This window comes from Bradyrhizobium xenonodulans (assembly GCF_027594865.1).
Lineage (GTDB): Bacteria > Pseudomonadota > Alphaproteobacteria > Rhizobiales > Xanthobacteraceae > Bradyrhizobium > Bradyrhizobium xenonodulans.
The window spans coordinates 195,515-208,321 of record NZ_CP089391.1 but is presented as its reverse complement, the minus strand read 5'-3'; the positions used below and the strand labels follow the sequence as shown (position 1 = coordinate 208,321).

The window sequence follows — 12,807 nt, the reverse complement described above, 5'->3', positions numbered from 1 at the left end:
GCATTTTGCTGCAGAAGACTATGCGCCCGGAATAGACCGACGAGCTTAAGTCAAGAATTATCGAAATATATCAACACCTTCATGAAAAACCGGATTTGTACTCGGCCCGGCTGCCATGCTGCTTTGTCTCCGCAGCAAAGGTGCACAAAAGAAAGAGGGCGCCCGGAGGCGCCCTCTGATGCCTTGTTGCACCGCACTCAGGTGTTCATCGAGTCGAAGAACTCCGAATTGCTCTTGGTCGAGCGCAGCTTGTCGAGCAGGAAGTCGATCGCGTCCATCGTGCCCATCGGGTTGAGGATGCGGCGGAGCACGTACATCTTCTTGAGCACCTGCGGATCGGTGATGAGCTCCTCCTTGCGGGTGCCGGAGCGCGAGATGTCGATCGCCGGGAAGGTACGCTTGTCCGAGACCTTGCGGTCCAGGATCAGCTCCGAGTTGCCGGTGCCCTTGAACTCTTCGAAGATGACTTCGTCCATGCGGCTGCCGGTGTCGACCAGCGCGGTCGCGATGATGGTCAGCGAGCCGCCCTCCTCGATATTGCGGGCGGCACCGAAAAAGCGCTTCGGGCGCTGGAGCGCGTTGGCGTCGACACCGCCGGTCAGCACCTTGCCGGATGACGGCACCACGGTGTTGTAGGCGCGGCCGAGGCGCGTGATCGAATCGAGCAGGATCACGACGTCGCGGCCATGCTCGACCAGGCGCTTGGCCTTCTCGATCACCATCTCGGCGACCTGGACGTGGCGCACCGCCGGCTCGTCGAAGGTCGAGGACACGACCTCGCCCTTCACCGAGCGCTGCATGTCCGTGACTTCTTCCGGACGCTCGTCGATCAACAGCACGATCAGATAGCATTCGGGATGGTTGTGCGTGATCGAATGCGCGATGTTCTGCATCAGCACGGTTTTGCCGGTGCGCGGCGGCGCGACGATCAGCGCGCGCTGGCCCTTGCCGATCGGCGCGACGATGTCGATCACCCGTGCAGACAGGTCTTTTCGCGTCGGATCGTCGATTTCCATGCGGAAACGCTGATTCGGAAACAGCGGCGTGAGGTTGTCGAAATTGACCTTGTGCTTGGCCTTTTCCGGGTCCTCGAAATTGAGCGTGTTGACCTTCAGCAGCGCGAAGTAGCGCTCGCCTTCCTTCGGGCTGCGAATGTGGCCTTCGATGGTGTCGCCGGTGCGCAGGCCGAAACGCCGGATCTGCGAGGGCGAAACGTAGATGTCATCCGGGCCCGGCAGGTAATTCGCATCGGGCGAGCGGAGGAAGCCAAAACCGTCGGAGAGCACCTCGACGACGCCCTGGCCGACAATGTCGGTCTCGGCGAGTGCGAGCTGCTTGAGGATGGCAAACAGCAGCTCCTGCTTGCGCATGGTGCTGGCGTTCTCGACCCCGTTCTCCTCCGCAAACGAGACAAGCTCGGCCGGCGTTTTGGACTTGAGGTCTTCGAGTTTAATTTCCCGCATTGGGGTGGTCCTGTGGGGTAACCTTGGGAGGGGGTGCGAGGAGGCTCTGAAATGCGGACGTGAGAAGATAAGGTCCGCAGGTCTGGCAAGGTTAAGTGCCGATGAGGCTTCAAACCTGATGCGGTGTCCGGCCTCTGGAAAGCTCAGACACAACCACATCCGCCTGCGTTGGGTGGGATAGCGCTAATATAGAAAATCGCTTCCCACTCCGCAAGCCGAAGCGCTGAGCGATCGTTCACGATTGCTGCCTAGAACGGCTTCACGATCACCATGATGACGATGAAAATCATCAGGACAGTCGGCACCTCGTTGATAATCCGATAGAATTTCTGGCTCCGCGGGCGCCGGTCGGCGGCGAAATCCTTCAGCCAGCGGGAAAAAAAGCCGTGGACCGCGGACATCGCCAGGACCAGTGCCAGTTTTACGTGCAGCCAGCCGAACGAGAACCAGTGGCCGGACCAAGCCAGATAAAGTCCGGCGAGCCAGGTGACGATCATGGCGGGGTTGATGATCGTCTTGAGTAGCCGGCGTTCCATCACCTTGAACGTTTCCGACTGTTTTGAGCCGATCTCGGCCTCGGAGTGATAAACGAACAGCCGCGGCAGATAGAGCATGCCGGCCATCCAGGAGATGACCGCGATCACATGCAGCGCCTTGATCCAGAGATAGACGTCTTCGAACATTTTTCGGGCCCGGATTTCTGCCCCGTGCAGGGACCGCTGGGGATAGTAAGAACTCGTTAAGGTCTTACCCTGCACACATATCCGTCCGTAGCGCCTTCCTCAAATCTAGAATCTTAGATTCTTAAGGTTTGAGTCTATGTGACCGTGGATTGGACTCACACAATTCCGTCCGCACGTTCACGCGCGCTTGTTCACATCCATCAACATATCCCGACAGCTCTGCCCCGCTTCCCATAAGTCAGCCAGCTTCAAGGGCTTGCGCGTTTCTGTCGGCAGCTTATCAAGGGGGTTGTCCGCGCAATCCCGTTTCCCTCTCAGGAGGCAGCCGGACTTGTTCAGACGGGCAGTGGTGTGAAGAAAATTGGCACTTGTCCCGCCCCTGGTGTCGCACAACCCTTTCCGAGAGGTTAAGGTCCACAGAAATCCACAAACCACACCGACTCCATACAAAGGGATTTTGTGCCGACCTCGAACAATTATTTCCATCTGCACCTCGTCTCCGACTCCACCGGTGAGACGCTGATCACGGTCGCGCGCGCCGTTGCCGCGCAGTACGCCAACGTGACCCCGGTCGAGCATGTCTATCCGCTGGTGCGCAGCCAGAAGCAGCTCGATCGTGTGCTCGATGAGATTGAGGAGGCGCCGGGCATCGTGCTGTTCACGCTGCTGGAAAAAGATCTGGTCTCCAGGCTCGAGGACAAGTGCAAGGGGATCAACGTTCCGAGCCTCTCGATCATCGGGCCGGTGATGCAATTGTTCGAAGCCTATCTTGGAGCAGCGACCACGGGCCGCGTCGGTGCCCAGCACGTCCTCAATGCCGAATATTTCAAGCGCATCGATGCGCTGAACTACACGATGATCCATGACGATGGTCAGCATGTCGAAGGCCTCGACGATGCTGACGTGGTGCTGGTCGGCGTGTCCCGTACCTCGAAGACGCCGACGTCGATTTATCTGGCCAATCGCGGCATCCGCACCGCCAACGTGCCGCTGGTGCCGGGCATCCCGGTGCCCGAGCAATTGGAGAAGCTGACACGGCCGTTGGTGGTGAGCCTGCACGCGACGCCGGAACGCCTGATCCAGATCCGTCAGAATCGCCTGCTCTCGATGGGGGCCGATTCCGGCAGCGACACCTACACCGACAAACAGTCGGTCACTGAGGAGGTCGCGTTCGCCCGCAAGCTGAGCGCCAAGCACGATTGGCCGCTGCTCGACGTCACGCGGCGCTCGATCGAGGAAACCGCGGCGGCGATCATGAAGCTCTACAGTGACCGCCAGCGTCATCGGCCAACGGAATAGTTTCGGCGATGAGTCTGTGGCTCGGCAGGTCTCCGTTGATTCTGGCTTCCCAAAGCAGCGCGCGCAAAACGCTGCTCGCCAATGCCGGGCTCGAATTCGAGGCGATTACCGCTGACATCGACGAGCGCGCCATTCAGACTGCCTCCAGACTCTCGAACCCACGCGAGATCGGCCTGCTGCTGGCGCGCGAGAAGGCGAAGGCGGTATCGGTCCATCGTCCGGGAAGCTACGTGATTGGCGCCGACCAGACGCTGGCTCTCGGCGATCGTCTTTTCAACAAGCCCGCCGGCCGCGCACAGGCGTTGGCGCAATTGCGTGATCTCGCCGGCAACTGCCACGAGCTGAATTCCGCCGTGGCCGTGGCGCGAGATGGCAAAATTGCTTTCGAGGACGTCTCGGTCGCCCGTATGACCATGCGAGCTATGACCGACGCCGAGCTTTCGGCCTATCTCGATGCCGCCGGCGATGCCGTGACCACAAGTGTCGGCGCCTATCAGCTCGAAGGTCTCGGCATCCATTTATTCGAGCGTATCGAGGGCGACCATTTCACCATTCTCGGCCTGCCGCTGCTGCCGTTGCTTGCGTTCCTGCGGCGCGAACGGCTAGTTGCGGTGTAGATGCTAGACGAGGCTGGGCACTGATGCGGATCGTGGGACTGACCGGCTCGATCGGGATGGGCAAATCCACCACCGCAAAACTGTTCGCGGAGGCCGGCGTGCCCGTCTACGACGCTGATGCCGCCGTGCATCAGCTCTATGAGGGTGAAGCCGCGCCGGCGATCGAAGCCGCCTTCCCCGGCACCACCGTAAACGGCAAGGTCGATCGTTCCAAATTGTCGGCCCGCGTCGTGCACGATCCCGCCGCGATCAAGCAGCTCGAGCTGATCGTTCACCCCATGCTCGGCGCCTCCCGGCAAAAATTCTTCGCCGATGCGGAAGCGGCCAAGGCGCCGGTCGTGGTGCTCGACATCCCGCTGCTGTTCGAAACCGGCGGCGAGAAGCGGGTTGACGCCGTGGTCGTGGTCTCGACCTCACCGGAACTCCAGCGCGAGCGGGTTCTGGCGCGGGGCACGATGGACGAAGCCAAGCTCGATGCCATCATTGCCAAGCAGACGCCGGATGCCGAGAAGCGCAAGCGGGCCGATTTCGTAGTGGATACGTCACACGGACTTGAACCGGTGCGCGCCCAAATCACGCACATCCTGGCTGAGGTCGTTAAGATGCCGCAGCGGCGCGCCTGATTCGCCGCCCTCACACGGCGTTTCAAATCATGCGTGAAATCGTTCTCGACACCGAAACCACTGGCCTCGATCCGCTCCGCGGGGATCGGCTGGTCGAAATCGGCTGCGTCGAGATGCTGAACCGCATGCCGACGGGACAGACGTATCACGTCTATATCAACCCTGAGAGGGACATGCCGGCGGAAGCCTTTGCGGTGCACGGGCTGTCGGCCGAATTCCTGTCGACCAAGCCGCTGTTCCACGAGGTCGTCGACGCGTTTCTGGAGTTCATCGGCGATGCGCCGCTGGTGATCCACAACGCTTCGTTCGACATTAGCTTCATCAATGCCGAGTTGGACCGCATCAAGCGCGCGGCGATTCCGCGCGACCGGCTGGTCGATACGTTGCTGCTGGCGCGGCGCAAGCATCCCGGCGTGTCGAACCGGCTCGACGATCTCTGCTCGCGCTATTCGATCGACAATTCACGCCGCACCAAGCACGGCGCGCTGCTCGACGCCGAGTTGCTCGCTGAAGTCTATGTCGACCTGGTCGGGGCGCGGCAGTCGCAGCTGCTTCTGGCTTCGGAGAGCGAAGAGATTCGCGTCAATGCGATTGGGGATGCGCCGCGGCGGCAGCGGCTGGTGCCGCTTGCGCCGCGGATTTCCGATGCCGAGCGCGACGCCCATCGGGCCTTCATCGCAACGCTCGGCGACAAGGCGATCTGGAACGAGTTCCTGCCCGCTCCAGCCGCGCCTCCGGCTGGTTAAACCTGATCAGGCTTGGCCTGCCTGGCCACCGGCGGCCATTTGCCGCTCCATGTTCTGACGGTAGAGACCGACGAAGTCGACTGGATCCAGCATCAGGGGCGGGAACCCGCCGTCGCGCACCGCGGTCGCGATGATCTCGCGGGCGAACGGGAACAGCAGGCGCGGGCACTCGATCATGACCAGCGGATGCAGGTTCTCCTTCGGCACATTGGCGATGCGGAACACGCCGGCGTAGGCGAGCTCGAACGAGAACATGATCTTGCCGGCGGTTTCGGCCTTGCCCTCGACCGACAGCGTCACCTCGAACTCGGTATCGCTGAGGTTGTTGGCGCTGACATTAATCTGGATGTTGATCTGGGGCGGCTGGCCCTGCTGCTGGAGCGAGGTCGGCGCGTTCGGGTTTTCGAACGAAAGGTCCTTGGTGTACTGCGCCAGCACGTTGAGCTGGGGAGCCTGGGCCGCCTCGGGAGGGGTGCCGTTACCGTTGGTCATGAGAGTCTCTCCTTACCCGAATGGGGCTGAATTTCGCGGCGGTTGGCTAACATAGGGCCGCCTCGTTCCACAAGGACGAACGGTCCCGGGCGGGGAATCCAAGCCGCGGCCACAACTGTGACGTTCACCCCGGTCATTCCACCAAATCACGGCTTAAACGATTGAAGATGCGCGATTTCCGGGCAGGATCGGGTTTCCCCTTAAGCATAAAACGCGCTACACTCGGTGCTGTGCCAAAAGGCGCCATTGGCCGGGCAAGATTTCGTGCCTACATCCCGAGGACCAGACGCGCGGACCTTAAATGGTGATGTAGACTTGCCGTTCCGGTATGGAACGGTCTACTGGCCGGATTGATTTTCCCCGGCGACGATCCCTTCGAGACGGCCCCTTCTCGCGAAGACCAGAAAGCGAATACGACGTGGACATCTACACCATCATCTTCCTGGCGCTGGCGGTCTTCATCTTTCTGAGGCTGCGCAGCGTGCTGGGCCAGCGGACGGGGAACGAACGGCCGCCGTTCGACCGCACCGCCGCCCGGAATGCGCTGGGGGGTGCCCAGGACAAGAACGTCGTGACCATGCCGGGCAAGGTGATCGATCAGGCCCCGCTGGCGCCGGCAGCCGAGCCGGCCCCGCCCTCCGATCGCTGGAAGGGCCTGACCGAGCCGGGCACGGCGCTGGCCCAGGGTCTCGATGCCATCGTGGACAAGGATTCCACCTTCGATCCGCGCCATTTCATCTCGGGCGCCCGCGGCGCCTATGAGATGATCGTGCTGGCCTTCGCCAATGGCGACCGCCGCGCGCTGCGCGACCTGTTGTCGTCGGACGTCTATGACAGCTTCGACGCCGCCATCAAGGAGCGCGAGAAGAACGAGCAGAAGACCGAAACGCGCTTCGTCTCGATCGACAAGGCCGAGCTCGTCGGTGCCGAGTTGCGCGATCGCACCGCCCAGCTCACCATTCGCTTCGTCTCGCAGATGATCTCGGCCACCCGAGACAAGACCGGCAACATCGTCGACGGCAGCGCCGATACGGTGGCCGACATCACCGACATCTGGACTTTCGCCCGCGACATCACCTCTCGCGATCCAAACTGGAAGCTGGTTGGCACCGGAAGCGCGAATTAAGAATTTTCTGAAGACCAGCGCGACGGCGCTTTGCGCAGGTGCCGTCGCGCTGTCGTCGTTTTCGCTCGGCGCCGAGGCGGCGCGGCGCCACTATCGCAGCCATCATCATCATCGTCCGGAACTGCCTGCGGCCCCGCCGCGGGCGTTGCCCTATCCGCAGCTTCCCCTGCCGTTCGAGATCCCCGGCGCGCAATATCTGCCGCTGGCCTGGGCGGATGTGAAGGGCTGGAGCGACGACAATCATCTCGCCGCCTACAAGACGTTCCGTGCGAGCTGCCGGACGATCAACGCGCAGACCGTCGCGGCTGAACCGAAGGCGCTGGCTGGCTCCTTGAGCGAGCCCTGCCGGGCCGCCAAATCGCTCGAGCTCACCGACGACGCCAAAGCAAAGAGCTTCTTCGAGGAGAATTTTGCGCCGCTGCGGATATCGCGGCTCGGCGAGCCCGATGGTTTCGTCACCGGCTATTATGAGCCGGTGCTCGAGGGATCGCGCACGCAGACCGATATCTTCAACGTGCCGGTCTATCGCCGGCCCTCGAACCTGTTCGTGCGCGGCTACAAGCAGGATTCGGTCAGCCTGCCCAACAAGGGGCCGGTCTATCGCAAGATCGGCCGCCGCAAGCTCGTGCCCTATTACGATCGCGGCGAGATCGAGGACGGCAAGATCGCCGGCCGCGGACTGGAGATCGCCTGGCTGAAGGACCCGACCGATCTGCTGTTCGCCCAGATCCAGGGCTCGGCGCGGATCAAATTCGATGACGGCGGCACGGTCCGGCTCAATTATGACGCCTATAACGGCTATCCCTACACCGCCGTCGGGCGCGTTTTGATCGAGCGCGGCATCATTCCGAAGGAAGAGATGTCGATGCAGAAGATCAGGGAGTGGATGGCGCAGAATCCTGACGGTGCCAAGGATCTGCGGCGCCAGAACCGCTCCTATATCTTCTTCCGCGAGGTCAATCTCTCCGACAAGGAGGAGGCGGTGGGCGCGCAAGGCATTCCGCTGACCGCCGGCCGCTCGATCGCGGTCGACAAGGCGCTGCATGTCTACGGCACCCCGTTCTTCATCGAGGGCGAGCTGCCGATCGATTCCGAACGCGCCAAGACGCCATTCCATCGGCTGATGATCGCGCAGGATACCGGCTCGGCCATCATCGGTCCTGCGCGCGCCGATCTCTATTTCGGCGCCGGTCAGGAAGCCGGCCGGGTCTCGGGACGGCTGCGCCACCCCATGCACTTCGTCATGTTGGTGCCGAAGGGCCTCGACCCCTCCGTGCGCGGTGCGCGGCTGCCGGTGCCGGACCCGCGACCGTCCGAGAAGATCGCAAAGCTGTCTCCGCAGACCGATCCCGCGAAGGATCCAAAGAACACGGCGGCTGCGGCGAAGCCCGCCGAGCCCAGCAAGGCTGAACCGGTGAAGGCTGGCGTGGCTTCGTCGGCCGTGCCACAAGCCAAAGATGCCGCCGTTTCGGTGGCGAGCCCGGTGCCGCTGCCGGAGCCGCGTCCCAACATCAAGCCCGACCGCGAACAGCGCAAGCGCGTGAATCGTCGTTCCGACCAGCAATGAAGCGATCGTCCCGTCCGCCCGTGCTGGAGCCTCGCCCCTCGCCGCGCCGCCGCGCGCTGAGCGAAGAGGAGCGCGAGCTGTGGGATACGGTCGCAAGACAGGTGAAGCCGCTGCGGAAGCATCGCGTGGCGAAGGCGCAAGCCGCGCCGCGCACGGAGCCTTCACCCGCAGCGCCGGTCCCGCGGACCGCGCCATCGCCGCGTCCGATCCCTGCTGCGCCGGCGCCGCGCGCGGCAAAACCGGCCATCCCGCCGCTGGCGCCGCTCGGCAAGCGCGAGCGCACAAAGCTGTCACGCGGCCGCAGCGAGATCGAGGCGCGGCTCGATCTGCACGGCATGACCCAGATGCGCGCCCATCGGGCCCTGTCCGGCTTCCTGCACCGCGCTCATCATGACGGCCTGACCTTCGTGCTCGTCATCACCGGCAAGGGGCGCAGCGGCGGCGAGAGCGGCGTGCTGCGCCGTCAGGTGCCTGAATGGCTGAGCCTGCCGGAATTCCGCGCCTTGGTGGTTGGATTTGAGGAGGCTGGTATCGGACATGGCGGCGAGGGCGCGCTTTATGTGCGGATCCGCCGCGCGAGATCTTAGAACGGCCGGACGATTCCGACGCGAGGGATCAATGTGATGATCAGGCCGAAGATGTTGGTCTTCCGATCCTCCTCCGGAATTAGCGTCGTCTCGCGCGCGGCAGGCAGCATCTTCACCGCATGCAGGATCAGGAACATGCAGACCGCCCAGTTCGAGATCCAGCGCGAATAGTCGAACACCATCGCGAACATCACGAGATAGGCGAGGCTGATGCCGATCAGTGCCGCGACGACGAGGCGGCGGTGCAGATCGCTTGCGAGCGCGCCGACAAGGTTCGCGAAGACGCGCCAGAGCGGCGTGTGCAGCCAGATCAGCAGCGCGAACACGGGCACGCCGAGGATGTTGTGCGGCAGGCGGCCCCAGGTGTCGGAAATTTCCTTCGCCAGCGGCTGATACCAGATGTAGGCGAACTGCAGCAGATCGGTGCGGGACGGATCGGCCATCCGGGTCTTCAGATGGGCGACGAAATCAGCTTGCGGGATCGGCATCGTTCCCAGGAACTGCGCCGCGAAGAACAGTGCGGAGACGACCGTGAGGGCGGCGACACCGAAGGCCATGTTGCTGCGATTGCAGCCGTAAGCGAGGTAGTGCCTCATCACGACGATGGTGATGATCGTCGGCACATACATCAGGAGATGGATGTGATGGATCAGCACGAGGATGATCGAGAACAGCGCGGCCAAAGCGACGAACAGCAATGAGCCCGCCGGCATCAGCAGCAGGATGAGTGCCAGCGCGCAGCCATAGATGTCGAAATGGCCGAGCGTGTGCATGAAATTCTTCAGGAAGAACGGCGAGCCCCCGATGAAGACGAACAGCGGCAATGTCTTCGCGGTGAAGCCGAACGTCTTCTGGAATAGTCTTGCATAGAGGCCAAGCGTCACCAGCCAGGTCACGCCGCCGAGCGCGAACACCAGCCAGACCGGCACCTTGTCTATGAACAGCGCGACGATCGCCCCGATCAGCGCGCGCTTGATGAAGCCGAAATGGTAGTCGACGAGAAGGTGGATGTAGGGGACGTAAGGCGGCAACTGGATCTTGTGGACGAACACGCCGACAATGACCGCCGCGTTGATCGCGAGCAGCAGTCGCCAGGGATTTTGCAGGATACGTGCGGTCACGCCGCATCCATAGCGCGACCGCCCAAAATTACAAAATGAACCGGCTCAGATCCGCGTTCTTGGCGAGGTCGCCGACATGCTTCTGCACGAAATCGGCATCGACCCGGACGGTCTCGCCGCTGCGGTCGGGGGCGGTGAAGGAGATTTCGTCCAGCACCCGCTCCATCACGGTCTGGAGCCGCCGCGCGCCGATGTTCTCGACGGTCGAATTGACGGCGACCGCGACGTCGGCCAGCGCGTCGATGGCGTTGTCGGTGATGTCGAGCGTCACGCCCTCGGTCTGCATCAGGGCGACATATTGCTTGATCAGCGACGCCTCGGGCTCGGTCAGGATGCGCCGCATGTCGTCGCGGGTCAGCGCCTGCAACTCGACGCGGATCGGCAGGCGGCCCTGCAGCTCCGGCAGCAGGTCCGACGGCTTTGCCACGTGGAAGGCGCCCGAGGCGATGAACAGGATGTGGTCGGTCTTGACCGCGCCGTGCTTGGTCGAGACCGTGGTGCCCTCGATCAGCGGCAAGAGATCGCGCTGCACGCCCTCGCGCGAGACGTCGCCGCCGACACGGCCGTCGCGCGCGCAGATCTTGTCGATCTCGTCGAGGAACACGATGCCGTTGTTCTCGACTGCGCTGATCGCCTCCAGCGTCAGCTGATCGGTGTCCAGGAGCTTGTCGGACTCCTCGTTGACCAGGATTTCGTGCGAGCCCTCCACCGTCAGCCGCCGCGTCTTGCTGCGGCCGCCCAGCTTGCCGAAGATATCGCCGATCGAGATCGCGCCCATCTGCGCGCCCGGCATGCCCGGGATCTCGAACATCGGCATGCCGCTGCCGCCGCCCTGCGTCTCGATCTCGATTTCCTTGTCGTTGAGCTCGCCGGCGCGCAGCTTCTTGCGGAAGGATTCCCGCGTCGCGGCGCTGGCATTGGCGCCGACCAGCGCGTCGAGCACGCGTTCCTCGGCGGCGAGCTGCGCGCGGGCGTGCACGTCCTTGCGCTTGCGTTCGCGGACCTGGGCGATCGCGACCTCGACGAGATCGCGCACGATCTGCTCGACGTCGCGGCCAACATAGCCGACCTCGGTGAATTTTGTGGCTTCCACCTTCAGGAACGGTGCATTGGCGAGCTTGGCGAGCCGCCGTGCGATCTCGGTCTTGCCGACGCCGGTGGGGCCGATCATCAGGATGTTCTTCGGCAGCACCTCCTCGCGCAGGGAGCCTTCGAGCTGCTGCCGCCGCCAGCGGTTGCGCAGCGCGATCGAGACGGCGCGCTTGGCGTCGGCCTGGCCGACGATGAAACGGTCGAGTTCGGAGACGATTTCGCGGGGGGAGAAGTCTGTCATGTCTGTTTAGCTAGGGCGGGAGGCGGGCAAGGACAAGCTGCATTTTAGGTCAGATGATGGGCGGCCCCAATTGCCATTGTTTTACGGCATCGATCGGATGGATCAGCATCAATATGTTGAGCGTCAGATTGTCGCGAATGTGGAGCGCCAGCATGATTTCGAAGGCGAGTCCGAGCAGGACCGTCGCCGATACCGGCAGCACGCGTGCGGCGAGGAAACCCAGCATCATGGCCAGATTGTCGGAGACCGAGTTGACGATGCTGTCGCCGAAATAGTCCAGCGAGATCGTGCCGGCGCGGTAGCGCTCGATGATGAAGGGCGAGTTCTCGACGATTTCCCAGGCGCCTTCGATCAGCATGGCGATGATCAGCCGTGCCGGCCAGGACAGTCGCAGCAACGGCAGCCGCGCGAACAGCAGCCAGGTCAGTCCGTAGAACAGGAAGCCGTGCAGGATGTGCGAGAAGGTGTACCAGTCGGCGATGTGCTGCGAGTTCTCCGAGCTGTTCACCACGCCGTGCCACAGCTTGACATAACCGCAGGTGCAGATCGGCACCCGTCCCATCGCAAGCAGGATCGAGGCCTGCAGCGCCAATAGCAGCAGCGCGATGCCGGCCCAGGCGAGCGGCGGGACTGCGACCCTGCTCTCGTGTGTGCTCGCCAGCGTCACGGCTCGCGCACCATCAGCAGCGCCGGTCCATCCGGGGTCTCGACCATGCGGTCACGGATAAAACCTGCCTTCTCATAGGCGCGCACGGCACGCTGGTTCAGCGGGTCCGGATCGGTCACGATCCGCGGCAGGCCGTTCCGCAGCTGCTCGTCGACAAACGCGCGGATGAACGTCGAGCCGAGGCCGCGCGCGATCATGTCGCTTTCGCCGATGAACTGGTCGATCCCACGCGTACCCTCCGGTTGCGGCCCGAACCCCGTATTCCAGGCGGTCAGGCGGTAGCATTGAAGATAGCCGAACGGCTTGTCTCCGGCCAACACGATGAACTGGTCTATTGCGGGCTCAATCAGATCGCCGCTGACCAGCGCAAACTGCTCGTCCGGATCGCCCCACCATTCCCGCACATGCGCCTCGCCCAGCCACCGCCTGATCATTGGCAGATCGGCCGTCGTCATCGGGCGGAAGGTGTAGGCGGGCGCCATG

Annotated in this window: 14 protein-coding genes; 7 read left to right on the top strand and 7 right to left on the bottom strand. The window is 63.0% G+C overall.

Annotated features, from left to right (window positions below):
* Nucleotides 1–197: 197 nt before the first annotated feature.
* Entirely contained in the window at nt 198–1,463 is a 1,266-nt protein-coding gene (gene rho / locus I3J27_RS00995; protein WP_008133567.1) for a transcription termination factor Rho, read from the bottom strand.
* A gap of 248 nt (nt 1,464–1,711) precedes the next feature.
* Complete coding sequence (hemJ, locus tag I3J27_RS00990; RefSeq protein ID WP_270164295.1) at nt 1,712–2,146, bottom strand: protoporphyrinogen oxidase HemJ; 435 nt, start codon at nt 2,144–2,146, stop codon at nt 1,712–1,714.
* A 459-nt stretch (nt 2,147–2,605) separates the two neighbouring features.
* On the opposite strand from hemJ, the gene I3J27_RS00985 reads away from it, so the two are divergent.
* From I3J27_RS00985 to dnaQ, 4 genes are read left to right on the top strand one after another with little or no spacing between them, the layout of a single operon-like run.
* Entirely contained in the window at nt 2,606–3,445 is an 840-nt protein-coding gene (locus I3J27_RS00985; RefSeq protein WP_270164294.1) for a pyruvate, water dikinase regulatory protein, read from the top strand.
* A gap of 8 nt (nt 3,446–3,453) precedes the next feature.
* Nucleotides 3,454–4,062, top strand: coding sequence for a Maf family nucleotide pyrophosphatase (locus I3J27_RS00980; protein ID WP_270164293.1), 609 nt, complete (start codon nt 3,454–3,456; stop codon nt 4,060–4,062).
* 23 nt (nt 4,063–4,085) lie between these two features.
* Nucleotides 4,086–4,685 carry a dephospho-CoA kinase gene (gene coaE, locus I3J27_RS00975; protein ID WP_270164292.1) on the top strand — a complete coding sequence of 200 codons (600 nt, stop codon included), beginning with the start codon at nt 4,086–4,088 and terminating at the stop codon, nt 4,683–4,685.
* A 29-nt stretch (nt 4,686–4,714) separates the two neighbouring features.
* Nucleotides 4,715–5,431: a DNA polymerase III subunit epsilon gene (gene dnaQ / locus I3J27_RS00970; protein ID WP_270164291.1), complete on the top strand. Its 717-nt coding sequence runs from the start codon at nt 4,715–4,717 to the stop codon at nt 5,429–5,431.
* 6 nt (nt 5,432–5,437) lie between these two features.
* On the opposite strand, the gene secB is transcribed toward dnaQ, so the two are convergent.
* Complete coding sequence (secB, locus tag I3J27_RS00965; RefSeq protein WP_270164290.1) at nt 5,438–5,923, bottom strand: protein-export chaperone SecB; 486 nt, start codon at nt 5,921–5,923, stop codon at nt 5,438–5,440.
* A gap of 418 nt (nt 5,924–6,341) precedes the next feature.
* Between secB and I3J27_RS00960 the strand changes: the two genes are divergently transcribed.
* The 3 genes from I3J27_RS00960 to I3J27_RS00950 are packed head-to-tail and all read left to right on the top strand — an operon-like array spanning nt 6,342 to nt 9,203.
* Nucleotides 6,342–7,049: a Tim44/TimA family putative adaptor protein gene (locus I3J27_RS00960; RefSeq protein WP_270164289.1), complete on the top strand. Its 708-nt coding sequence runs from the start codon at nt 6,342–6,344 to the stop codon at nt 7,047–7,049.
* Nucleotides 7,027–8,616, top strand: a complete 1,590-nt coding sequence (mltA, locus tag I3J27_RS00955) for a murein transglycosylase A (protein WP_270164288.1) — start codon at nt 7,027–7,029, stop codon at nt 8,614–8,616. Before I3J27_RS00960 ends, mltA begins: the two co-directional genes overlap by 23 nt.
* Nucleotides 8,613–9,203, top strand: a complete 591-nt coding sequence (locus tag I3J27_RS00950) for a Smr/MutS family protein (RefSeq protein ID WP_270164287.1) — start codon at nt 8,613–8,615, stop codon at nt 9,201–9,203. Before mltA ends, I3J27_RS00950 begins: the two co-directional genes overlap by 4 nt.
* Here I3J27_RS00950 and I3J27_RS00945 read toward each other — a convergent pair.
* The 4 genes from I3J27_RS00945 to I3J27_RS00930 are packed head-to-tail and all read right to left on the bottom strand — an operon-like array spanning nt 9,200 to nt 12,806.
* Nucleotides 9,200–10,324, bottom strand: coding sequence for a hypothetical protein (locus I3J27_RS00945; RefSeq protein WP_270164286.1), 1,125 nt, complete (start codon nt 10,322–10,324; stop codon nt 9,200–9,202). The genes I3J27_RS00950 and I3J27_RS00945 overlap by 4 nt on opposite strands.
* A gap of 28 nt (nt 10,325–10,352) precedes the next feature.
* Nucleotides 10,353–11,657, bottom strand: coding sequence for an ATP-dependent protease ATPase subunit HslU (gene hslU, locus I3J27_RS00940; RefSeq protein ID WP_270164285.1), 1,305 nt, complete (start codon nt 11,655–11,657; stop codon nt 10,353–10,355).
* Between the two features lie 49 nt (nt 11,658–11,706).
* Nucleotides 11,707–12,324 (bottom strand): DUF2585 domain-containing protein, encoded by a 618-nt coding sequence (locus I3J27_RS00935; RefSeq protein WP_270164284.1) that lies wholly within the window; start codon nt 12,322–12,324, stop codon nt 11,707–11,709.
* Nucleotides 12,321–12,806 (bottom strand): GNAT family N-acetyltransferase, encoded by a 486-nt coding sequence (locus tag I3J27_RS00930; protein ID WP_270164283.1) that lies wholly within the window; start codon nt 12,804–12,806, stop codon nt 12,321–12,323. The genes I3J27_RS00935 and I3J27_RS00930 overlap by 4 nt, the downstream gene beginning before the upstream one ends.
* Between the last annotated feature and the right edge of the window lies 1 nt (nt 12,807).